General features: G+C 71.8%; 22 protein-coding genes. 8 read left to right on the top strand and 14 right to left on the bottom strand.

The annotated features are described in order from the left end of the window. Positions 1–2 precede the first annotated feature (2 nt). Both ACFYNP_RS22165 and ACFYNP_RS22160 read right to left on the bottom strand, forming a co-directional pair. Entirely contained in the window at positions 3–962 is a 960-nt protein-coding gene (locus ACFYNP_RS22165; protein WP_388787461.1) for an asparaginase, read from the bottom strand. Between the two features lie 60 nt (positions 963–1,022). Further along, on the bottom strand, positions 1,023–1,616 hold the full coding sequence (locus ACFYNP_RS22160) for an ABC transporter substrate-binding protein (RefSeq protein WP_388416815.1): 594 nt from the start codon (positions 1,614–1,616) through the stop codon (positions 1,023–1,025). Positions 1,617–1,782: 166 nt separating this feature from the next. Between ACFYNP_RS22160 and dtd the strand changes: the two genes are divergently transcribed. Then, positions 1,783–2,208 (top strand): D-aminoacyl-tRNA deacylase, encoded by a 426-nt coding sequence (dtd, locus tag ACFYNP_RS22155; protein ID WP_345259556.1) that lies wholly within the window; start codon positions 1,783–1,785, stop codon positions 2,206–2,208. 68 nt (positions 2,209–2,276) lie between these two features. On the opposite strand, the gene ACFYNP_RS22150 is transcribed toward dtd, so the two are convergent. From ACFYNP_RS22150 to ACFYNP_RS22140, 3 genes are all read right to left on the bottom strand, one after another. Further along, positions 2,277–3,242 carry a YgfZ/GcvT domain-containing protein gene (locus tag ACFYNP_RS22150; protein ID WP_388787458.1) on the bottom strand — a complete coding sequence of 322 codons (966 nt, stop codon included), beginning with the start codon at positions 3,240–3,242 and terminating at the stop codon, positions 2,277–2,279. Between the two features lie 10 nt (positions 3,243–3,252). Continuing rightward, complete coding sequence (locus ACFYNP_RS22145) at positions 3,253–3,690, bottom strand: Fur family transcriptional regulator (RefSeq protein ID WP_388787455.1); 438 nt, start codon at positions 3,688–3,690, stop codon at positions 3,253–3,255. 141 nt (positions 3,691–3,831) lie between these two features. Then, positions 3,832–4,404, bottom strand: a complete 573-nt coding sequence (locus ACFYNP_RS22140) for an FABP family protein (protein ID WP_100577809.1) — start codon at positions 4,402–4,404, stop codon at positions 3,832–3,834. A 380-nt stretch (positions 4,405–4,784) separates the two neighbouring features. Here ACFYNP_RS22140 and ACFYNP_RS22135 point away from each other — a divergent pair, with 380 nt between their 5' ends. After that, a complete protein-coding gene (locus tag ACFYNP_RS22135) occupies positions 4,785–5,150 on the top strand; it encodes a DsrE family protein (RefSeq protein ID WP_100577811.1) in 366 nt (121 codons plus the stop codon). Between the two features lie 61 nt (positions 5,151–5,211). Here ACFYNP_RS22135 and ACFYNP_RS22130 read toward each other — a convergent pair whose 3' ends face one another. The 8 genes from ACFYNP_RS22130 to ACFYNP_RS22095 form a co-directional block, all read right to left on the bottom strand. Further along, positions 5,212–5,556 (bottom strand): DUF3099 domain-containing protein, encoded by a 345-nt coding sequence (locus tag ACFYNP_RS22130; RefSeq protein WP_388787769.1) that lies wholly within the window; start codon positions 5,554–5,556, stop codon positions 5,212–5,214. A 121-nt stretch (positions 5,557–5,677) separates the two neighbouring features. Beyond that, a complete protein-coding gene (locus tag ACFYNP_RS22125) occupies positions 5,678–5,965 on the bottom strand; it encodes a DUF1416 domain-containing protein (RefSeq protein WP_030362227.1) in 288 nt (95 codons plus the stop codon). Positions 5,966–6,017: 52 nt separating this feature from the next. After that, on the bottom strand, positions 6,018–6,863 hold the full coding sequence (locus ACFYNP_RS22120) for a sulfurtransferase (protein ID WP_100577813.1): 846 nt from the start codon (positions 6,861–6,863) through the stop codon (positions 6,018–6,020). 169 nt (positions 6,864–7,032) lie between these two features. Continuing rightward, positions 7,033–7,113 (bottom strand): Ms5788A family Cys-rich leader peptide, encoded by an 81-nt coding sequence (locus tag ACFYNP_RS22115; RefSeq protein WP_350751515.1) that lies wholly within the window; start codon positions 7,111–7,113, stop codon positions 7,033–7,035. Positions 7,114–7,925: 812 nt separating this feature from the next. Further along, positions 7,926–8,675, bottom strand: coding sequence for a DUF2993 domain-containing protein (locus ACFYNP_RS22110; RefSeq protein WP_388420564.1), 750 nt, complete (start codon positions 8,673–8,675; stop codon positions 7,926–7,928). A 136-nt stretch (positions 8,676–8,811) separates the two neighbouring features. Then, on the bottom strand, positions 8,812–10,200 hold the full coding sequence (locus tag ACFYNP_RS22105; RefSeq protein WP_388787451.1) for a hypothetical protein: 1,389 nt from the start codon (positions 10,198–10,200) through the stop codon (positions 8,812–8,814). 10 nt (positions 10,201–10,210) lie between these two features. Continuing rightward, positions 10,211–10,465: a MoaD/ThiS family protein gene (locus tag ACFYNP_RS22100; protein WP_100577815.1), complete on the bottom strand. Its 255-nt coding sequence runs from the start codon at positions 10,463–10,465 to the stop codon at positions 10,211–10,213. Between the two features lie 33 nt (positions 10,466–10,498). Then, entirely contained in the window at positions 10,499–11,317 is an 819-nt protein-coding gene (locus ACFYNP_RS22095) for an alpha/beta hydrolase (protein WP_388787448.1), read from the bottom strand. A 273-nt stretch (positions 11,318–11,590) separates the two neighbouring features. On the opposite strand from ACFYNP_RS22095, the gene ACFYNP_RS22090 reads away from it, so the two are divergent. The 5 genes from ACFYNP_RS22090 to ACFYNP_RS22070 all read left to right on the top strand — a co-directional run bounded on the left by ACFYNP_RS22090 (position 11,591) and on the right by ACFYNP_RS22070 (position 17,037). Then, a complete protein-coding gene (locus ACFYNP_RS22090) occupies positions 11,591–12,358 on the top strand; it encodes a response regulator transcription factor (protein WP_388420561.1) in 768 nt (255 codons plus the stop codon). A gap of 81 nt (positions 12,359–12,439) precedes the next feature. Continuing rightward, complete coding sequence (locus ACFYNP_RS22085; protein ID WP_388420560.1) at positions 12,440–13,462, top strand: LacI family DNA-binding transcriptional regulator; 1,023 nt, start codon at positions 12,440–12,442, stop codon at positions 13,460–13,462. Between the two features lie 122 nt (positions 13,463–13,584). Continuing rightward, positions 13,585–14,754, top strand: a complete 1,170-nt coding sequence (locus ACFYNP_RS22080; protein ID WP_388787446.1) for a S1C family serine protease — start codon at positions 13,585–13,587, stop codon at positions 14,752–14,754. Between the two features lie 136 nt (positions 14,755–14,890). Further along, positions 14,891–15,622 carry a response regulator transcription factor gene (locus ACFYNP_RS22075; RefSeq protein WP_388787443.1) on the top strand — a complete coding sequence of 244 codons (732 nt, stop codon included), beginning with the start codon at positions 14,891–14,893 and terminating at the stop codon, positions 15,620–15,622. Positions 15,623–15,636: 14 nt separating this feature from the next. After that, complete coding sequence (locus ACFYNP_RS22070; RefSeq protein ID WP_388420566.1) at positions 15,637–17,037, top strand: sensor histidine kinase; 1,401 nt, start codon at positions 15,637–15,639, stop codon at positions 17,035–17,037. Between the two features lie 567 nt (positions 17,038–17,604). On the opposite strand, the gene ACFYNP_RS22065 is transcribed toward ACFYNP_RS22070, so the two are convergent. After that, positions 17,605–19,491: a bifunctional metallophosphatase/5'-nucleotidase gene (locus ACFYNP_RS22065; protein WP_388787440.1), complete on the bottom strand. Its 1,887-nt coding sequence runs from the start codon at positions 19,489–19,491 to the stop codon at positions 17,605–17,607. Positions 19,492–19,684: 193 nt separating this feature from the next. On the opposite strand from ACFYNP_RS22065, the gene mshD reads away from it, so the two are divergent. Next, a complete protein-coding gene (mshD, locus tag ACFYNP_RS22060) occupies positions 19,685–20,608 on the top strand; it encodes a mycothiol synthase (protein ID WP_388787437.1) in 924 nt (307 codons plus the stop codon). The last annotated feature ends 263 nt before the right edge of the window (positions 20,609–20,871 follow it).

Raw genomic sequence — 20,871 nt, 5'->3', positions numbered from 1 at the left:
GCTCAGAATGTCGCCCGTATTTCGCCGACCTCCGCGGCCCCGCCGAACAGCGGCGCCCGGCCGATCCGGTCCACGACCGGGCCCGCCACGCCCAGCTGCCGGAGCGCGCGGGCCAGGATCGGGCCGAGCGCGCGGATCGCGCCGTCGTCGACCTTGAAGGCGAGCGCCCGGCCGTCGGCGAGGGCCACCGCCTGCACGGCCTCGGCACCCATCTTCGACAGGGTGCCGGGCACCTCGCGCATCAGCCAGGTGTCGGGCCGCCGGGTGCCGGCCACGTACTCGGGGTGGGCGCGCATGGCCGCGGCGACCCGGCCCTCGACGGTGCCCGCGTCCGCCGTCGCGAAGGTGCGGAAGGCGCGTGCGAGGCCGGTCAGGCTGATCGCCATGAGCGGCGCCCCACAGCCGTCCGTGCCGACCGAGGCGACCCGCTCACCGGCGGCCGACTCGACGGACTCCAGGACGAGCCGCTGCAACGGGTGGGTGGGGTCGAGGTAGCCGCCCTGGTCCCAGCCGTTCAGCTTGCAGGCCGCGAGCATGGCCGCGTGCTTGCCGGAGCAGTTCATGGTGATTCGCTCGCGGACCTGCCCGGCGGCCAGGTACGCCTCGGCCTCGGCGGGGTCGAGCGGCAGGTCCGGCGGGGTCTGGAGGTCGTCCGGGGTGAGGCCGTGCTCCGCCAGCATCTTGCGGACGAGATCGAGGTGGAAGCCCTCCCCCGAGTGGCTGGCCGCGGCGATGGCCAGGCGCTCGCCGGACAGTTCCAGACCGGCCCGCAGCACGGCGGCGGCCTGCATGGGCTTGTTGGACGAGCGGGGGAAGACGGGCGCGGCCGGGTCGCCCAGCGAGAACTCGACGCTGCCGTCGGCCGCCAGCACCACCAGCGAGCCCCGATGATGGCCCTCGACGAATCCGGAGCGTACGACTTCGGCGAGGACCGGGGGTATCGGGGACGTCACGGCGGTCATGGGGTGCGGCCTTCCGGGCGGGTGACCCGCCCCGGAGGGATCGCTTCCGATGCGGGTGGGTCACATGAGCAGATCGTCTACTTGTGCTTCCCCATCACGGTACCTGCGGGCGATCTCCGCACTGCAATCGTCGGCGGTGCGCTGGACCTCCTTGCGACGCCGCGAGACCTGCTGCTCGTAGCGGATGAGGCGCCCGGTGGCGGTGTGCAGCTCGTCGTCCGTACGGGCGCCCAGGTCCGACAGCTCGACCTCGGCGTCCATCTCGGCGGCGAGCAGCCGGTACTCCTCGCTGCGCGGCGCCGACAGCGTGACGTGGCGGGCCGAGGCGCGGTGCGAGGACGGCGCGTCGGTGAGGATCTCGGCGAGCCGCTCCACCACCGGCGCCTGCGGCCCGGTGCGCCGCGCCAGCTCGGCCCGCAGGATGTCGATCCGGCCGTGCAGCAGCCGTCGGACGTAGCTGAGGTCGGCCTCGTCGCGCTGCGACTGGCGGCGCAGCGTGCGCAGCTCGACCAGCCGGAGCGCGGCCAGGTCGTGGTCGCGCTGGGGCGGCAGGGTGCCGCCCGCCCGCTGCACGGGCGGTCGCACGGCGGTACGCGGGTTGGTCCGGGTCAGCGATACGGGACCGGACGGCTGCCCGGCGCCTGATGTGCTCATGCTCTTTCGTCCCCTCGACCGGTGCATGGGGTCTCCCCCGGCCCAGGGGACCCAGGGGAAGCACCGCCTGTACGCATCGTGCCACTCCGGGTACGGCACGTGCAGGTGCACTGCACCCGTTCAGCCGCGCGGAATTCGGCCGCGCCGGTGGCATAGGTTGGGGCGCATGCGAGCGGTGGTGCAGAGGGTCGACGGCGCGAAGGTCGTCGTGGACGGTGAGACGGTCGGCGAGATCGAGGGCGAGGGCCTCTGTGTCCTGGTCGGGGTCACCCACGGGGACGATCCGGACAAGGCGGCACAGCTCGCCCGCAAGCTGTGGTCGGTTCGCATCCTTGAGGGCGAGAAGTCCTGCTCCGACGTGAATGCGCCCTTGCTGGTGATTTCGCAGTTCACCCTCTACGGGGACGCCCGCAAGGGCCGCCGCCCCACCTGGAACGCGGCCGCCCCCGGCGAGGTCGCCGAACCCCTCGTCGACGAGGTGGTGGACCGGCTGCGGGCGCTGGGCGCCCGGGTGGAGACGGGCCGGTTCGGCGCGGACATGCGGGTGTCCCTCACCAACCACGGCCCGTTCACGCTCCAGATCGAGGTCTGAGACCCGGGACCCGGCCTGGCCCACGGCTCGACCACGACCGGACCGGGAGCGGAACCCGGCGTGGCCGCCTAAGGCTCGACCACGACCTCCTGGGCCGCAGCCGTGTTCCCCGCCAGGAGGGGCGCGTCGACCGGCACGTTCCGCTTCACCAGGGCCAGGGCGATCGGACCCAGCTCGTGGTGGCGGGCCGAGGTCGTGATGAAGCCGAGCTGGCGGCCCTCGGCACCGTCGGCCGCCAACCGCACCGGAGTGCCGTGCCCGGGAAGCAGCACCTCGCTGCCGTCCAGGTGCAGGAAGACCAGGCGACGCGGCGGCTTCCCCAGGTTGTGGACACGGGCGACCGTCTCCTGACCCCGGTAGCAGCCCTTCTGGAGGTGCACGGCCGGGCCGATCCAGCCCACCTCGTGCGGAATCGTGCGGTGGTCGGTCTCGAAGCCGAGCCGGGGCCGCTGCGCCTCGACCCGGAGCGCCTCGTACGCCAGGATCCCGACGAGCGGGCCCGCCTGCGCCGCGTACTTCTCCAGATCGGCGCGCGGCAGGAACAGATCACGGCCGTACGCCGTCTCGCGCACGACCACCCCGTCCGGCACCTCGGCGATCGAGCCGGCCGGCAGGTGCACGACCGCGAACTCCTCGGTGCGGTCGGCCACTTCGACCCGGTAGAAGAACTTCATCGACTCCAGGTACGCGATCAGATCGCCCTGGGTGTCGGGCTCGACGTGGATCCACACCGTGGTGCCGTCGTCGACGAGGTACAGGGCGTGTTCGACGTGTCCGTTCGCGGAAAGCACCAGCGCCTCGGTGGCCTGTCCGGCGGGCAGCTCGCTGACGTGCTGGGTGAGCAGCAGGTGCAGCCAGCTCAGCCGGTCGTCGCCGGTGACGGTGACGACCCCGCGGTGCGAGAGGTCGACCAGACCGGTTCCGCCGGCGAGCGCGCGCTGCTCGCGGAACAGGTCGCCGTAGTGCGCCGCGACTCCTTCGTCGCGCCCTTCGGCGGGGACGGCGCCGGCCTGGGACAGCAGAGGGCTCTTCATGCGGGCAAGCCTACGACTCGGCGCTTGAAGCCTTCTTTGCGCAGTCCGCGCAGCGCCCGAAGATGGCGAAATGCTTCATGTCCGTCTCGAAGCCGAAGGTGTTCCGGAGCTTCGCGGTGAAGTCCGCGGCCTCCGACACGTCCGCCTCGATCACCGTGGTGCAGTCCCGGCACACCAGGTGGATGTGGTGGTGCCGGTCGGCCAGGTGGTACGTGGGGGCGCCGTGTCCCAGATGGGCGTGCGAGACCAGACCCAGCTCCTCCAGGAGCTCCAGGGTCCGGTACACGGTCGAGATGTTCACGCCGCCCGCCGTCTTCCGCACCTCGGTGAGGATGTCGTCGGGCGTCGCGTGTTCGAGCACGTCGACGGCCTCCAGGACGAGCTGTCGCTGGGGGGTCAGGCGGTACCCGCGCCTGCGGAGGTCGCTCTGCCAGTCGGTGGTCACCACGCTCCCAGTGTAGGAGGGAGTGCGGCGCCCGCCCGTGGTGCAGGGAGCCCGGATTTCGAAAGCGGCCCTGCGGTGCGTCCCGCTGTGCGATCCCGCTCTGCGGTCCTGCTCTGCGGTCCTGCTCTGCGGTCCTGCTCGCCTCTACTTGAAGAAGGCGATGCCGTCGTCCGGGAGGTCGCCGAGGCCACGGGCCATGTCCGCCACCTCTTCCGGGGTGACGACCTTCTTCAGGTGCGCCGACATGTAGGGGCGGAGCTCGACCTCGGGGGTCGCCTTCTCGCCGACCCACATCAGGTCGCTCTTCACGTAGCCGTACAGCCGCTTGCCACCCGTGTACGGGCCGGAGGCCGCGGTGCGGGCGACGGCGTCGGTGACCAGGTCGATCTGCGGCTTCTGGTGGGCGAGCTCGCCGTACCAGATCTCGACGATGCCCTGGTCACGGACCATGACGACCTCGACCTTGCGGTCCTTGTCGATGCGCCAGTAGCCCGACTCGGACTCCAGCGGCTTCACCTTGTTGCCCTCGGCGTCCAGGATCCAGGAGTGCGAGACGTACTCCAGGAAGTCGCGGCCGTCGTGGGAGAAGGTCACGGACTGCCCGAAGTTGGCCTTCTCGGCGCCCGGGAAGTCGGTGACACCGGCGCCCTCCCACGTACCGAGGAGGAAGACCAGGGGGACCAGGTCGGGGTGGAGGTCGGACGGAATCTCGATCATGAGGCTGCGATCTCTTCGTTGCGGTGGGGGTTAGCGCTGACCCTGGTAGAGCTTCTTGACGGTCAGACCGGCGAAGGCGAGGACGCCGACGCAGACCAGGACAAGGAGGGTGGAGAAAACAGCCTCAAGCACGGGGGGCTCCTCGCATGAGCGGGTGTAGGGGCGGTCAGGGCCGGCCCCCAGCCTAATGGGTGGGAGGCCGGCCCTCTCTGTGAGGTACGCCGCCGGTGGCGCGCCCCTCGCGTCCCTGCTGTGCGAGCGGCGTCCAGGGGATCGGCTGCCGCTGGTACTGCACGACACAACCGGTGCCCCCTCCACGGCACACAAGGGACTCACGGCCACGGGGGGAGGTCGTGACCCGGCGGATTACAGTTCCGCATATGCCGAACAAGAAGCTCGTGATCAAGGTGACCGCCGGTGCCGACGCGCCCGAGCGGTGTTCGCAGGCCTTCACCGTGGCGGCGGTGGCCGTGGCCAGCGGAGTCGAGGTCTCGCTCTGGCTGACCGGCGAGTCCTCCTGGTTCGCCCTGCCGGGCCGGGCCGCCGAATTCACGCTTCCCCATGCCGCGCCGCTGCCGGACCTCATCGCATCGGTGCAGGCGGGCGGGCGGATCACGCTGTGCACGCAGTGCGCGACCCGGCGGGAGATCACGGAGCAGGACGTCCTGGAGGGCGTACGGATCGCGGGGGCGCAGGTCTTCGTGCAGGAGATCATGGCGGACGGCGTACAGGCGCTCGTGTACTGACGGATGAGGGGCGGCGGACAGCGGGCGGCGGCCGTGGGCTGAGGCCGGCGCGGTCCTGGGGCTAGGGGCGGCGCTTCTTGCCGTCCAGCTCGTCCCACCACTCGTCCGACTTCGGGTCGCCCGAGGGGTCGTCCCACCAGCGGTCGTCGGGGCCGCGCCGATTGGCGACCATCGCCGCGACGGGCGGGATCACCATGGCGACGACGCACATCCCGACCGCCGCCGGGACCGACCACAGGCGCACGAATCCCCAGGCGGACACGAAGAGCAGGATGCAGCCGCCCATCATCCAGAAATAGCCGCGCCGACGTCGGGCCAACATGCATCCAGCGTACGACCGGGGAGCCGAGCCGGATACGGGAAGAGGCCGGACGGGATGGGCGCCTTGGGATCGGCGCCCTGGGATCGGCGCCCTGGGATCGGCTCCCTGGTACGGGCGGCCGGACGGCACGAAGGGCCGCACCCCATTCCAAGGCGTCCAACCCCCGGGGTGCGGCCCTCCGGCCGGTACGGCGTGCTGCCGTCGGTCAGACGGCGATGGCGACCTCGGCGAGGCCACCGGTCTGGGCGACGACCGTACGGTCCGCGCTGCCGCCCGGCACCAGGGCGCGCACGGTCCACGTGCCCTCGGCCGCGTAGAAGCGGAACTGCCCGGTGGCCGAGGTCGGGACCTCGGCGGTGAACTCGCCCGTCGAGTCCAGCAGGCGCACGTAACCGGTGACGGGCTCGCCGTCGCGGGTCACCTGGCCCTGGATCGTGGTCTCACCGGGCTTGATCGTCGAGGCGTCGGGGCCGCCGGCCTTCGCTCCACACATGGGTTCTTCCTTACGGTCTCTGCTGGTCTGGGGGCTGAGCGGGCTGTGCGGGTTACTTGTTGGCGCCGAGCTCGATCGGCACGCCGACGAGGGAGCCGTACTCGGTCCACGAGCCGTCGTAGTTCTTGACGTTCTCCTGGCCGAGCAGCTCGTGCAGCACGAACCAGGTCAGCGCCGAGCGCTCACCGATGCGGCAGTACGCGATGGTGTCCTTCGCGAGGTCGACCTGCTCGTCCTCGTACAGGGCCTTGAGCTCGTCGTCCGACTTGAACGTGCCGTCGTCGTTGGCGTTCTTCGACCACGGGATGTTGCGCGCGGACGGGACGTGGCCCGGGCGCTGCGACTGCTCCTGCGGGAGGTGGGCCGGGGCGAGCAGCTTGCCGGAGAACTCGTCGGGCGAGCGCACGTCGACGAGGTTCTTGGAGCCGATCGCGTTCACGACGTCGTCGCGGAAGGCGCGGATCGAGGCGTCCTGGGGCTTGGCCTTGTACTGGGTGGCCGGGCGGCTGGGGACCTGGTCGCCGTCCACGAGGTCGCGGGAGTCCAGCTCCCACTTCTTGCGGCCGCCGTCGAGGAGCTTCACGTCCTGGTGGCCGTAGAGCTTGAAGTACCAGAAGGCGTACGAGGCGAACCAGTTGTTGTTGCCGCCGTACAGGACGACGGTGGTGTCGTTCGCGATGCCCTTCGCGGAGAGGAGCTTCTCGAAGCCCTCCTGGTCGATGAAGTCGCGGCGGACCGGGTCCTGGAGGTCCTTCGTCCAGTCGATCCGGATCGCGTTCTTGATGTGGTTCTTCTCGTAGGCCGAGGTGTCCTCGTCGACCTCGACGATGGCGACCTTCGGGTCCTCGATGTGGGCCTCGACCCAGTCGGCGTCTACCAGGACGTCACTGCGGCTCATGTTCTTCTCCTCCGGGGCAGTCTGCGGGGGCGGTGCGGTGTGCGGATACGCGGCCTCGGCGACGGCGGCTTCGCGCGGCTGCGGGGCGCGTACGGCGGCACGAGGGGTGGGCCTGGGGGCCTGGGTACGGCCGAGGGGCCCGGGGAATGCGGGAGTGTGAGCGTCCCGCTCAGAAGGGGCGACAGAGCATGGCGGCGACGCGGCACAGGTCTACTGCCCGCCGCTTCGTGAGGTCCGCCTGTCGCTTCATGCGTCCGATCGTAGGGAGGGGGAGTGGGGCGTGTCACCGGTGTGTCGCATACTGAGACTCGATCATCCGCATACTGATACGCACGGGGTCGCGAAGCCCCCTCCGGCTCTGCCCCGGCCGGCTTTCCCCGGCCGTGCTCCTGTCCTGCGGACGGGGGTGTCTCAGTATGCGGGCCGTGTGTTGTTTGGGGGGTTGCCCACCCGCCCGCCCGTGACCCGGGGTTGGTTGGTTCCGGGCCACCTGGGGCTGTGCCCCAGACCCCGGGCATCCCGCCCACCCGCCCGCCCGTGCGGCGGGGTTGATGGGTTCGGGCCCTGGGGGCTCCGCCCCCAGACCCCCTTTGAGGGACTGCGCCCCTCGAACCCCCGCAGGGGGCTGCGCCCCCTGCACCCCGGTTCGGGGCTCCGCCCCGGACCCCGTATCGCGCCTTAAGGGCGCTCGTCCTCAAACGCCGGACGGGCTGAAATGCCCGATGCGGGCCAGCACCGAGGCCTTCAGGGGCGCGGGGAACTGCGCGAGAAGCGACCACGGTCCGCACCCGAAAAGCAGGCCCGGCGCGCAGCCCCGGAAACCCACCCACCCCCGCTCCACCCCCGGAGGGCTTGGGGAAGGATCGGACTGAAATGCCCGGTGCCGGCCCGCACCAAGGCTTTTAGGGGCGCGGGGAACTGCGCGACCAGCCACCCACGGTCCGCACCCAAAAAGCGAGCCCGGGGCCCCGGCAACCCACCCGCCCCCACTCCACCCCCGGAGGGTTGCGGGAAGGGGCGGGGAGGGGCAAACCCGTAGGCCCGGGGCATAGCCCCGGGAGTTCAGCCCGCGAGGCGGACTTCCTTGCCCTCGCCCGAGAAGCGGAGGCCCGACTCCGAGGCCGTGACCTTGCTGAGCTTGATGCTCGACGGCATGCCGTCGATCTTCAGGTCGTAGTCGACCGCCTTGCGCAACCGCGCATCGAACCCCGGCACAGGCAACGTCGGCAGCGACTCCGCCCGAAGCTGCACCGAACCCGCCCCGTTCAGACCGACCGTGCTGTAGGCCGAGACCGTACGCCCCTGGAGCAGCGCCTTCACCGCCGCCGGCAGCGTGACGCCCTGGCCCTCGATGAGGTCCGTGAGCGGACCCGACACCTTGACCTGGCCCTTGGCGGCCCGCTCCGGCCCCGCGTAACCGACCGTCGCCCCCTTGGGCGCGGCCTTGGAGAGGTCCGCGTACGAGATGTTCGCCGCCCCGTCGGCGCGGCCGGCCACCGCCGAGGAGAAGGAGCTGTCGATCTTCACCGCGTACAGCTCGGCCGTCACCTCGGTGACGTTCACCGAGTGGCCCCCGGCCGTGGCGGTGACCCCGGAGAGCGAGACGTCGACCTCGTCCAGCTCCTTGCCGAGCACCTGCGTCAGGAAGGGGAAGCCCTTGATGTCGACGTCGGGCGTCGAGCCGAGCCGCTGGCTGCTCTTGATCTTGTCGGCCGTCTTCGACTCGGCGACGTTCACCGCGATGCGGTCCACGGCGACGAAGATTCCGCCGAGGACGATCGCGATGACCAGAAGTATTCGCAGTGCGCGCATTGCCTACGTGTCCCCCACCACTCGGCCGCCACTCGGCCGTCGACCTTTTGATCAGAAACGTCGGATCAGAAACGTCGGATCAGAAGCGAAAAAGCCGATGCCTCTGAACGACGATCACGACACTAGCCGCGGTTCCCTACGCCACGGCCCGCCCGATGAGATACAGCACAGGCACGGCCGCGGTGAGCGGCAGGGCCACGCCCGCCGTCATGTGGACGAACCGGGACGGGTAGTCGTACGAGGCGACCCGCAGCCCGATCAGCGCGCAGGCGCCGGCCCCGAGGCCGAGGAGCGCGCCGGACGCGCCGATGCCGGTCAGTCCGCCCACCGCGATGCCGGAGCCCGCGGCCGCGAGCAGCGCGACCGCCACGGAGACGGCCGACGGCAGCGGCAGGGCGCGGGCCAGGACCGCGACGGCCACCGCGGCCGCGCCGACGGACACCGCGTGCGGCGGCGCCGCGAGGTAGCCGCCCGCCAGGACCGCGAGGGCCGCCGAGGTGACGGTCGCCATCAGGCCGTACATCCGCTCGTCGGGGTCGGCGTGCGAGCGGAGCTGGAGGACGAGGGTGAGCAGCACCCAGACGCCGAGCGTGCCCAGGATCGCGGCGGGCGCGTGCTCGCGGCCGAGAGCCAGCAGGGCCACGTCCGCGACGAGCGCGCCCGCGAAGGCGAGCGCGATGCCCTGCCGGGCCGGCCACATCCCGTTGAGCCGGAACCAGCCCGCCGCCGTCACCGCCTGGAGCGCGACGAGCGGGACGGCCAGGGCGTACGGGCCGATGGGCGCGGCCACCGCGAGGAGCAGGCCGAGCACCGCCGTGAGGGCCGCGGGCTGCATGCCGGGCGCGATGACCGGCGAGCGGCCCTCCGCGCGGGCCCGCTGGGCGTCGGTGATCCGCGCGTTGCCGACCGTGGTGGGCGGGCTGTAGGCCGGACCCGACGCGGGTGCGGCGGCCGGCACGGCGGCCGGGGGTGTGGCGGGCTCGTAGACCGGGGCCGGAGCGGGCGCGGAGGCCATCGGCATCTCGGGCGGCAGCGGCACGGAGGCCGTCCCCGCGCCGGGCTGGGGCGGCAGGTAGGCCGTCTCCTCGGCGCCCGCGTGCCGCGGCGGCGCGTACGCCGGGTCGACGGGACGCTCCTCCCACGACGGCTCGGGCTGCGCCGGCCTCATGGGCTGCACGGGCTGCATGGGCTGCACGGGCTGGGCGTGGCGCCCCCGGCGCGGGGACGGCTCCACCGGCTGATGCTGCTGGACCGGCTGCTGCACCGGCTGCTGCATCGACTGCTGCTGTACGGGCTCATCGCGCACCGGCTGTTGCACGGGCGGGATCGTGGGCTGGTACTGGGTGTCCCAGGTCTGCCCCTCCCACGTCTGCGTGTACTGCTGGTGGTCCTGGTACGGCTCCTGCGGGAACGGCGGCTGGGGCTGCGGCTGTGCCGGCACGGGCTGCCCGTACTGGTCGTACTGGTCGTACGGGGGCTGGGCCTGTGGCTGCTGCTGATACGGGTACGGGTACTGCTCGCTCATGACGTGGGGGTCACCCTCCTGCGAACGGCGGGAGCACCTCGACCGTGCCGCCCTCGGCAAGGCGTACGGTCTCATGCTTCCGCTTGCCGACGGGGTCACCGTCGACCAGGAAGGAGCACCGCTGGAGTACGCGCGTGAGCTCTCCGGGGTGCCGTTCGCGCACCGCGTCGAGGGCTTCGGCCAGCGTCCGGGCCGCGTACGGCTCCTCGGCGACACCGGCGGCGGACTTGGCCGCGGCCCAGAAGCGGATGGTTCCCGCTGCCATGGTCAGGCTCCTTTCGTCGCCCTCCATGATGGGCTACGCGGCGGCCCGAGCGGCGATGAGCCAGTCCGCGATCCGCCCGAGCAGCTCGTCACCGGCCGCGTTCTCGGCGTGCCCCATGCCCGGCTCCAGCCACAAGCACGCAGGTCCGGCCGCCGCCAGCATCCGCGGATGGTCCACCGGGAAGTACGGGTCGCGGTCGCCGTGGACGATGAGAAGCGGGGTCGGCGCGATCAGCGGGACGGCCTCGACGGGCGAGAGCGGTACCGGGTCCCAGTCCTCGGAGTGGATGCGGGTGGCGAAGCCGAGGCGGCCGACCAGCCGGCCCGCGCGCCGGGTGATCAGCCAGTGCACCCGCCGCATGGGGGCCGTGCCCCGGTAGTACCAGCGGGCGGGCGCGCTGACCGCCGCCACTGCTTCCGTGCGCCCCACCGCGCTCCCCCGGTGGGTCGCCGCGTGCCGCAGCACCACGGATCCGCCCATCGAGAAGCCGACGGTCACCACGCGTCCGTACCCGAGTGATCTCGCCCACTCGACGGCCGCCGCCAGGTCGAGCACCTCGCGGTCGCCGACCGTCGAGCGGCCGCCGGACTGGCCGTGCCCGCGGAACGAGAAGGTGATCACGCCCGCGTACTGCGCGAACACCCCCGCGGCCCGGCGTACGGCGGGCCGGTCGGCCGAGCCCGTGAAACCGTGCGCGACCACGATCGCGGTAGGGACGTGACCCTGCACACAGGGGGTGTGAACCGCCTCGATCCGGACACCGTCGGTCGTACACAGGGTTGCGCGCCGGAGGCCGGGAGTGATCGAGGAAACAGCGGAAGTGTGAAATCGATCATCTGCCTCGGCATTCATGTGGGCTATTCTGCTGGGCAGAGGATCCGGGCACCGAAGCCCCCGGGTCCTTTTGTGTTTCCCGGTCGTTGTTACGGACGGGTGAACAAACGCTCACACAGGTCTCGGGCCGTGCGTGCGGGCCGGGGACCAGGAGATCGAAGAACGAAGAACGCAGGACGTACGAAGCAGTGCCGCAACGCCCCCGAGCTCTCAGCGAGCAGGAGGAACCGACGTCATGGGCGAGCCAACCGTGCACGATACGAAGCGGACTACCTGGGCAGGTGGAGCCCGATGAGCTCCTTGCTGCTCCTCACCAACGCCCTCCAGCCGTCGACGGAGGTGCTCCCCGCCCTCGGACTGCTCCTGCACAGCGTGCGGGTCGCCCCCGCCGAGGGCCCGGCCCTCGTCGACACCCCCGGTGCCGACGTCATCCTGATCGACGGCCGCCGCGACCTGCCGCACGTGCGGTCGCTGTGCCAGCTGCTGCGCTCCACCGGGCCCGGCTGTCCGCTGGTCCTGGTCGTCACCGAGGGCGGGCTGGCCGCCGTCACCGCCGACTGGGGCATCGACGACGTCCTGCTCGACACCGCGGGCCCCGCCGAGGTGGAGGCCCGGCTGCGGCTCGCGACCGGCCGCGCGCAGGCCGTCTCGGACGACTCCCCCATGGAGATCCGCAACGGCGACCTCTCGGTCGACGAGGCCACGTACAGCGCGAAGCTGAAGGGGCGGGTCCTGGACCTGACCTTCAAGGAGTTCGAGCTGCTCAAGTACCTCGCCCAGCACCCGGGCCGGGTGTTCACTCGCGCCCAGCTGCTCCAGGAGGTCTGGGGTTACGACTACTTCGGCGGCACCCGCACGGTCGACGTCCACGTACGGAGGCTGCGGGCCAAGCTCGGCCCCGAGCACGAGTCGCTGATCGGCACCGTACGCAACGTGGGCTACCGCTTCGTGACCCCGGAGAAGCCCGAGCGCTCCGCCGAGGACGCCAAGGCGAAGGCGGTCGTGGACGCGGCCACCGCCGAGGCGAAGGAAGCGGCGGCGCGCTCCTCGAAGTCGTGACCCGGACGGTAGATCACACCTGGGGTACGACCTGCGATACGCCCTGCCCAGAGGGGGGTCACCCCGCGTAGACTGCCGCGCGTGGCCAAGGTGACGCGGGACGACGTGGCACGACTTGCGGGTACTTCGACCGCCGTCGTCAGCTATGTCATCAACAACGGACCCCGGCCGGTCGCCCCGGCCACGCGCGAGCGTGTCCTCGCCGCGATCAAGGAGCTGGGGTACCGGCCCGACCGGGTCGCCCAGGCCATGGCGTCGCGGCGTACCGACCTCATAGGAATGATCGTCCCGGACGCGCGCCAGCCGTTCTTCGCGGAGATGGCGCACGCGGTGGAACAGGCCGCGTCCGAGCGCGGAAAAATGGTCCTGGTCGGCAACTCCGACTACATCGACGACCGCGAGGTCCACTATCTGCGGGCCTTCCTCGGCATGCGGGTCGCCGGTCTGATCCTGGTCAGCCAGGGTCCCAGCGAGCGGGCCGCGGCCGAGATCGACGCGTGGGACGCCCGGGTGGTGCTGCTGCACGAGCGGCCCGAGGCGATCGACGACGTGGCGGTGGTGACCGACGACATCGGCGGCGCCCAGCTCGCCACCCGCCACCTGCTCGAACACGGCCACGCGTACGTCGCCTGCCTCGGCGGGGTCGAGTCGACCCCGGCCGTCGGCGACCCGGTGGCCGACCACGTCGAGGGCTGGCGCCGGGCCATGCTGGAGTCCGGCCGCTCGCTCGAAGGCCGCCTCTTCCAGGCCCCGTACAACCGTTACGACGCCTACAAGGTGGCCCTGGAGATCCTCGCCGGGCCCCAGCGGCCTCCTGCCATCTTCTGCTCGACCGACGACCAGGCGATCGGTGTGCTGCGGGCCGCCCGCGAGCTGCGCATCGACGTGCCGGGCGAGCTGGCCGTGGCCGGCTTCGACGACGTCAAGGAAGCGGCCCTGACCGACCCGCCGCTGACCACGATCGCCTCCGACCGGCCGGCGATGGCGCGGGCCGCGGTGGACCTGGTCCTGGACGACGGACTGCGGGTCGCGGGCTCGCGCCGCGAACGCCTCAAACAGTTCCCCTCGCGGCTCGTCGTGCGCCGTTCCTGCGGCTGCGGTTAGCCCGCCCCACGAGCCGTTGACGGACGCCGCGCAGGCGTCTTTATTTCGGGCAAACGCGGTTCTGCCGGGCTTCTTACCCCGTCCTCAGACTGCTCTCATCATCCGTGGCGAAGGTCATAGACATGACCGAGAGCCCCCGCCACAGCGGCGAGTACCCCGAGCAGCAGCCGAACCACTCTGACGAGTCCTGGCAGCGGGCCAAGGACGACGCCCGGCGAGAGGCAGAGGCCTACGCGGCCGCCTATCCGCCGCCGCCCCCGTACCCGGCAACCGCCCACTTCGCGGCCGGCGAGCCGGGCGCCCCGGCCCCCAAGCCGCGGCGCGCCAAGCGGTCGGTGGGGCTCATCGCGGCCGTCGCCATCATCGCGGCCGCGATAGGCGGCGGCACCGCGAGCTTCGTCGAGCACTACGTCGGCGACGACAGCACGAGCGTCAGCTCCGGGGTGAGCGGGACCAACGCGTCCAACAGCACCAACGGAACGGTCTCCGGCGTCGCCAAGGCCGTCATGCCGAGCATCGTCGAGATCAACGCGACGTCCGGCTCGGGCGAGTCGACCGGCGCCGGCGTGATCGTCACGGCCAACGGCGAGATCATCACCAACAACCACGTCATCTCCGGCTCGACCTCCATCAAGGTGAAGCTGAGCAACGGCAAGACGTACACCGCGAAGGTCGTCGGCACCGACCCCGACAAGGACCTCGCACTGGTCAAGCTGGACGGGGCGAGCGGCCTCAAGCCCGCCTCCCTCGGCGACTCCAGCAAGATCGCGGTCGGCGACCAGGTCGTCGCCATCGGCTCCCCCGAGGGCCTCACCGGCACCGTCACCAGCGGCATCGTCTCCGCGCTCGACCGCGATGTCACCGTCGCCAAGGAGCAGGGCAACCAGGGGCAGGGCCAGGGGCAAGGACAGGGCCAGGGCCAGGGGCGCGGTCAGGGCGGCTGGCCGTTCGAGTTCGGCGGGCAGCAGTTCAACGGCGACACCGGCTCGTCGAAGACCACGTACAAGGCGCTCCAGACCGACGCCTCGCTCAACCCGGGCAACTCCGGCGGCGCGCTCATCGACATGAGCGGCAACATCATCGGCATCAACTCCGCGATGTACTCGCCGAGTTCGAGCAGCGCGAGCGGTTCGTCGGCCGGCAGTGTCGGGCTCGGCTTCGCCATCCCGATCAACACCGTCAAGTCCGACCTGTCTAGCCTGCGCAACGGCGGCAGCGGCGGCGCCGACACCGGCGGCAACGACAACAGCCAGGGCAGCGACAACTCCGGCGGCTTCGGCGGCAGCTACTGAGCCGCCCGGGCGGCACCCAGAACCGCGTGGGGCGGCAACTGACCCTCCTGGGGCAGCGAGCCGCCTCGCGCCACACCGTCCGCATGCGAGGCTGATGGTCCCGAGCCGACAAGACGCACCAGAAGGAAAACCGCCCATGAGCCCCGCCGAGGACGAACCGCAGCGCATCCTGATCGTCGACGACGAGCCCGCCGTCCGCGAGGCGCTGCAGCGCAGTCTCGCCTTCGAGGGATACGGCACCGAGGTCGCCGTGGACGGCCTCGACGCCCTCGCGAAGGCCGAGGCCTACCAGCCCGAGCTGATCGTCCTCGACATCCAGATGCCGAGGATGGACGGGCTCACCGCGGCCCGTCGGCTGCGTGCGGCCAGCTCGACCACCCCGATCCTGATGCTGACCGCCCGCGACACGGTGGGCGACCGCGTCACCGGGCTCGACGCGGGAGCCGACGACTACCTGGTCAAGCCGTTCGAGCTGGACGAACTCTTCGCCCGCATCCGGGCGTTGCTGCGGCGCAGCTCGTACGCCGTCGACGCGGGGGCGGCCGGGCAGGACGCCGGGAACGTCCTCAGCTTCGCGGACCTGCGGATGGACCTGTCCACGCGCGAGGTCACCCGCGGCAACCGGGTGGTGGAGCTGACCCGGACCGAGTTCACCCTCCTGGAGATGTTCCTGGCCCACCCCCGCCAGGTGCTCACGCGCGAGCAGATCCTCAAGGCGGTGTGGGGCTTCGACTTCGAGCCCTCGTCCAACTCCCTCGACGTGTACGTGATGTACCTGCGCCGCAAGACCGAGGCGGGCGGCGAGCCGCGGCTCGTGCACACGGTGCGCGGCGTGGGGTACGCGCTCCGGCCCGGCGGCGCGGAGTGAACCGTGTGAACCGTGTGCTGCGCCGCTACCGCGCGATGCCGCTGCGCTCCCGGCTCGCGATGCTGGTCGCGACGGCTGTCGCGGTGGCGGTGGCGGCGGTCGCGGTGGCCTGCTGGTTCGTGACGCGCGCGCAGTTGCAGGAGCAGATGGACAACTCGCTGCGCAACGTCCAGCCCGACCTCGGTTATCTGGCCCAGACGCTGGAGCGGTGCACCTCGGGGTCCACCAAGGCCAGCGCGGACCAGCGGCCCGGCGCGTACAACGTGCAGGTCGTGCAGCCCAACGGCGCGCGGTGCGTGGGGCGGGGCTCCGAGGCGGTCGTCGTGCAGCAGCAGGACGTCAACGTGGCGCTCGGGCTCAGTCCCTGGGCCCGGCACGACGCCAGGGCGGCGGACGGCAGCCCGGTCCGGGTGTACACCGCGCTGGCGAGCACGCCCATCGGCACCCTCACGTACTCGCTCTCCCGCCCTCTGAAAGAGGTCGACAAGCCGCTGTCGACGCTGGCCTGGGTCCTGTTCACCGTCGCCGGGATCGGCGTCCTCGCGGCAGGGGCCGCGGGCCTGTGGGTCGCGCGGACCGGGCTCCGGCCCGTGGACAAGCTGACCGGGGCCGTCGAGCACGTGGCCCGGACCGAGGACCTCACGGTCCGCATCCCCGTCGAGGGCGAGGACGAGATCGCCCGGCTCTCGCGGTCCTTCAACGCGATGACCGCCGCGCTCGCCACCTCCCGGGACCGGCAGGCACAGCTCATCGCCGACGCGGGGCACGAGCTGCGTACGCCGCTGACCTCGCTGCGCACCAACATCGAGCTGCTCGCCCGGAGCGAGGAGACGGGGCGGGCCATTCCGCCCGCCGACCGCAAGGCGCTGATGGCGTCCGTGACCGCGCAGATGTCCGAACTCGCCGCCCTCATCGGGGACTTGCAGGAGCTCTCGCGTCCGGACGCGGTCCGGGAGGGCCCCCTCGAAGTGGTGGGCCTGCACGACATCACGCGGATCGCGCTCGACCGGGCGCGGCTTCGGGGCCCCGAGCTCACCATCACGGCTCAACTGGCGCCCTGGTACGTACGGGCCGAGCCGGCGGCGTTGCAGCGGGCGGTGGTGAACGTGCTGGACAACGCGGTCAAGTTCAGCCCGCCGCACGGGGCGGTCACGGTGGTCCTGGACCGGGGGGTCCTGACCGTCCGCGACCAGGGGCCCGGCATTTCGGCGGAGGACCTGCCGCACGTCTTCGAGCGCTTCTGGCGTTCGCCCTCGGCGCGGGCGCTGCCCGGCTCGGGCCTCGGGCTCTCGATCGTGGCCCGTACGATCCGGCACGCGGGGGGTGAGGTCTCGCTGGCCCCCGCCGAAGGCGGCGGCACGCTGGCCAAGGTCACCCTGCCCGGCGCCCCGACGCCCCCTCCGGAGGCCCCCTGAGCCCCCGACCCCCTGGGGCTCCGCCCCGGACCCCGGGGGTCTGCCCACCCACCCGCCCGTGCGGCCGGGCCGAAGGGTTCAGCTCCCTGGGGCTGCGCCCCAGACCCCCTTCGAGGGGCTGCGCCCCTCGGACCCCCGCAGGGGGCTGCGCCCCCTGCACCCCCGTCGCGCCTAAAGGGCGCTCGTCCTCAATCGCCGGACGGGCTGAAATGCCCGATGCGGGCCAGAACCGATCAGGCGGACGGGCTGAAATGCCTTGGTGCGGGCCGGCACCAAGGCCTTTAGGGGCGCGGGGAACTGCGCGAGAAGCGGGCACGGTCCGCGGACGAAAACGGGGTGCAGGGGCTTTCAGGGACTCGGAGCCGCGCCATCGGCACGGCCCCACCACGATGGGCGCGACCAGCCACCCACGATCCGCAAATGAAAAGCGGGCCCGGAGCGCAGCCCCGGAAAGACTCCACCCGCCCCCACTCCACCCCCGGAGGGTTTCGGGAAGGGGCGGGGAGGGGCAAACAAGGGGGCGGCGGGCCGCTCACGCCCGCCGCCCCAACTACCCGCCCGGACGGGCTACTTCAGCACCGAGATCCGCCCACCCACCGGCGGAGCCATCGGCACCGAAGCCGAAGAGTTCGAAGCCAGGTACGCGTCGAAGACATCCAGGTCCGACGCCCCGACCAGCTTGTTCGTGCCTACCAGCGCCGGGAATCCGTCACCCCCGCCCGCCAGGAACTCGTTCATCGCGACGCGGTACGTCTTCGCCGGGTCGATCGCCACCCCGTTCAGCTTGACGGAGTCGACGAGCACCCGCGCCGCGCCCGACTTCGTCAGGTCGAGCGTGTAGGTCAGGCCCCTGGAGACCTGGAGGATCTTCGGGGAGGCCTCGTTCGGCCCGCTGACCTGCTGCTGGAGCGCCGTCAGGAGCTGCGCACCGGACAGGTCGACCACGTTCATCATGTTGGTGAACGGCTGGACCGTGAACGCCTCGCCGTACGTCACCACCCCGTCCCCCTCGCTCCCGCTCGCCTTGTACACGAGGTCGGAGCGGATGCCTCCGGGGTTCATCAGGGCGAGCTGCGCGCCGCCCTTGTCGGGCGCGGAGAGCCCGGCCAGCTGTGCGTCCGCGATCAGGTCGCCGAGGGGCTGCTCAAGGGCGTCGGAGCCGCGGCCGTTGATGTCGGCCGAGATGTAGCCCTGCGGACGGCCGGCGATCGGTGCCGCCAACTTGCCCCAACGGGCGATCAGTTGGGTCATGTCGGGTGCCTTCGCCTGGTCCCGGCTGACGATGTGGTTCGCCGATTTCGGGGACGACGGGGACGACGGGAACGACGGGAACGACGGGAACGACGGGAACGACAGAGACGTTGACGGCTTCGGCGACTTCGGCGCGGTGCGCACGATGTCCTTCGTGCGGCGGTCGTACGTCAGCGTCGTGTCCGTGTACAGCTTGCCGAACGAGGCCGCCGAGGTCACCAGGCGCGGATTGCCCGCCGGGTCAGGGATGGTGCAGACGTACGCCTGGTGGGTGTGACCGGTGATCAGCGCGTCCACCTTGGGCGTGATGCCCTTGGCTATGTCCACGATCGGGCCGGAGATGCCGCTGCCGGGGCCCTGGCTGTCACAGCTGTCGTTGTAGGCGTTGCTCGACGGCATGCCGCCCTCGTGGATCAGCGCGACGATCGACTTGACGCCCTGGCGGTCGAGTTCCTTGGCGTACTTGTTGATCGTCTCGATCTCGTCGGCGAACTTGAGACCCTTGACGCCGGACGCGGTCACGACGTTCGGGGTGCCTTCGAGCGTCACGCCGATGAAGCCGATCTTGACGCCGTTCTTCTCCCACACCGTGTACGGCTTGAGGATCGGCCTGCCGGTCTTCTCGTTCGTCACGTTGGCCGCGAGGTAGGGGAAGTCCGCGCCGCGGAACTTCTTGCCCTTCTCGTAGCAGCCCTCGGTGGGGTGGCAGCCGCCGTTCTGCATGCGGGCGAGCTCGGTGGCGCCCTCGTCGAACTCGTGGTTGCCCACGGCCGTGACGTCGAGCTTCAGCTTGTTGAGCGCCTCGATGGTCGGCTCGTCGTGGAACAGCCCGGAGAGCAGCGGGCTCGCGCCGATCATGTCGCCGCCGGCCGCGGTGATCGAGTACGGGTGGCCCTTGCGGGCGGTGCGCAGGGAGGTGGCGAGGTACTCGATGCCGCCGGCCGGCACGGACTTGGTGGTCCCGTCGGCCTGACGCTCCGTCACCGCGCCCGCCGAGCCGGCCGGGGGTTCCAGGTTGCCGTGCAGGTCGTTGAAGGAGAGGAGTTGCACGTCGACGGTGCGGTCCGGCTTCGGGTGGTGTCCGTGGCCGCGCTCGTGCGCGTCCGCGGGCATCGCGGCGACGAGGGCTCCGACGGTGGCGAGTCCGGCGGCCCCCGCCCACATTCGTGTGGCGGCACGCTTCATGTGGGGTTTCGCTGGCATGTGTTCTCTGAGTCCCCTGTGAGTTTCCGGTGAAGTCCCGGCGCAGCCTAGGGTCAACGCGCGTAGCGCAACAGGGGGTGGCGGGTTACGAGCTGGTTGCCGTTCGCCCCGTACCGGCGACGCCACCCGCCCGGCACGTCCACCCCGTACCGGCGACGCCGCCCGTAGGGTCCCCCGCCGTACTCTCGTATCCATGACAGACGCAGCCGCCCCTTCGCCGTCCTCCCGCGACATCCAGACGCTCGACGAGCTCAGTGCCGTCCAGGCGCAGGCCGTCCTCGATCTGCTCGCCGAAGCCGCCCGTACCGACGGGCAGCAGGCGGTCTCCGAGCAAGGGCGGCTCCAGTTGCGCGGCGGCCGGCGGCCCGGCGTGCGGCACTTCCTGCTGACCGTGGACGAGGTGCTCGCCGGGTACGCGCAGTTGGAGGACGTCGACCCCGTCGAGGCGCCCGCCGCCGAGCTCGTCGTGCACCCCTCCCACCGGGGGCACGGGCACGGCCGGGCGCTGGGCAGCGCGCTGCTCGGGGCGAGCGGCAAGCGGCTGCGGGTGTGGGCGCACGGCGGCCACCCGGCGGCCCGCCACCTCGCGCAGGTCCTCGGCCTCACACTGTTCCGCGAACTGCGCCAGCTGCGGCGGCCGTTGAGCCCGCTCGGCATCGGCGAGCCGGTCTGGCCCGAGGGCGTCACCGTGCGCACCTTCACGCCGGGCGAGGACGACGCGGCCTGGCTCGCGGTCAACGCGGCGGCCTTCGCACACCACCCCGAGCAGGGCTCGCTCACCCAGCGCGACCTCGACGACCGCAAGGCCGAGCCGTGGTTCGACCCCAAGGGCTTCTTCCTCGCGGAGAAGGACGGCGAACTCGTCGGCTTCCACTGGACGAAGGTGCACGCCGAGGAGCGGCTCGGCGAGGTGTACGTGGTCGGGATCCGGCCGGACGCCCAGGGCGGCGGCCTCGGCAAGGCCCTGACCGCGACCGGCCTGCGCCACCTCGCGGCCGAGGGCCTGCCCACCGCGATGCTGTACGTCGACGCCGACAACACGGCGGCGGTCACCGTCTACGAGCGCCTCGGCTTCACCACCCACGAGGTGGACCTGATGTACCGCGCGGAGTCCTGAGGCCGGATCGGGCACCGCCCCCGGGCCGCCGGATCGGCCGCAGGCCCGGGGCCGGATCGACCACAGCCCCGGGGCCGGACCGGCCACAGCCCTGGGGCCCGACCGCCCGGAGCGGGGGCACCGACCCGGCCGGAACGACGGCTTGCCCCGGCCGGGCAAGCGCCGCATCCTGGGGTCCGGCCACCCGAGGAGACGCGTTGCGGGCATGCCCCGACGTCCCGGGGCCCGGGTTCGCTTGCCCGCACGTCATGTCCCCGTAACCA

The organism is Streptomyces sp. NPDC006691, assembly GCF_042869955.1.
Lineage (GTDB): Bacteria > Actinomycetota > Actinomycetes > Streptomycetales > Streptomycetaceae > Streptomyces.
Note: the sequence above shows the minus strand (reverse complement) of the source record. Positions and strands in the feature narration are given on the sequence as shown.

Bases quoted from the DNA above. Each gene is read 5' to 3' on its own strand.
- ACFYNP_RS22120 (WP_100577813.1), bottom strand. From the start codon at position 6,863: ATGAGCCGCAGTGACGTCCTGGTAGACGCCGACTGGGTCGAGGCCCAC.
- ACFYNP_RS22065 (WP_388787440.1), bottom strand. From the start codon at position 19,491: ATGCCAGCGAAACCCCACATGAAGCGTGCCGCCACACGAATGTGGGCG.
- ACFYNP_RS22165 (WP_388787461.1), bottom strand. From the start codon at position 962: ATGACCGCCGTGACGTCCCCGATACCCCCGGTCCTCGCCGAAGTCGTA.
- ACFYNP_RS22160 (WP_388416815.1), bottom strand. From the start codon at position 1,616: ATGAGCACATCAGGCGCCGGGCAGCCGTCCGGTCCCGTATCGCTGACC.
- ACFYNP_RS22105 (WP_388787451.1), bottom strand. From the start codon at position 10,200: ATGAGCGAGCAGTACCCGTACCCGTATCAGCAGCAGCCACAGGCCCAG.
- ACFYNP_RS22090 (WP_388420561.1), top strand. From the start codon at position 11,591: ATGAGCTCCTTGCTGCTCCTCACCAACGCCCTCCAGCCGTCGACGGAG.
- ACFYNP_RS22140 (WP_100577809.1), bottom strand. From the start codon at position 4,404: ATGATCGAGATTCCGTCCGACCTCCACCCCGACCTGGTCCCCCTGGTC.
- ACFYNP_RS22080 (WP_388787446.1), top strand. From the start codon at position 13,585: ATGACCGAGAGCCCCCGCCACAGCGGCGAGTACCCCGAGCAGCAGCCG.
- ACFYNP_RS22115 (WP_350751515.1), bottom strand. From the start codon at position 7,113: ATGAAGCGACAGGCGGACCTCACGAAGCGGCGGGCAGTAGACCTGTGC.
- ACFYNP_RS22135 (WP_100577811.1), top strand. From the start codon at position 4,785: ATGCCGAACAAGAAGCTCGTGATCAAGGTGACCGCCGGTGCCGACGCG.
- ACFYNP_RS22125 (WP_030362227.1), bottom strand. From the start codon at position 5,965: ATGTGTGGAGCGAAGGCCGGCGGCCCCGACGCCTCGACGATCAAGCCC.
- ACFYNP_RS22075 (WP_388787443.1), top strand. From the start codon at position 14,891: ATGAGCCCCGCCGAGGACGAACCGCAGCGCATCCTGATCGTCGACGAC.
- mshD (WP_388787437.1), top strand. From the start codon at position 19,685: ATGACAGACGCAGCCGCCCCTTCGCCGTCCTCCCGCGACATCCAGACG.
- ACFYNP_RS22150 (WP_388787458.1), bottom strand. From the start codon at position 3,242: ATGAAGAGCCCTCTGCTGTCCCAGGCCGGCGCCGTCCCCGCCGAAGGG.
- dtd (WP_345259556.1), top strand. From the start codon at position 1,783: ATGCGAGCGGTGGTGCAGAGGGTCGACGGCGCGAAGGTCGTCGTGGAC.
- ACFYNP_RS22100 (WP_100577815.1), bottom strand. From the start codon at position 10,465: ATGGCAGCGGGAACCATCCGCTTCTGGGCCGCGGCCAAGTCCGCCGCC.
- ACFYNP_RS22110 (WP_388420564.1), bottom strand. From the start codon at position 8,675: ATGCGCGCACTGCGAATACTTCTGGTCATCGCGATCGTCCTCGGCGGA.
- ACFYNP_RS22095 (WP_388787448.1), bottom strand. From the start codon at position 11,317: ATGAATGCCGAGGCAGATGATCGATTTCACACTTCCGCTGTTTCCTCG.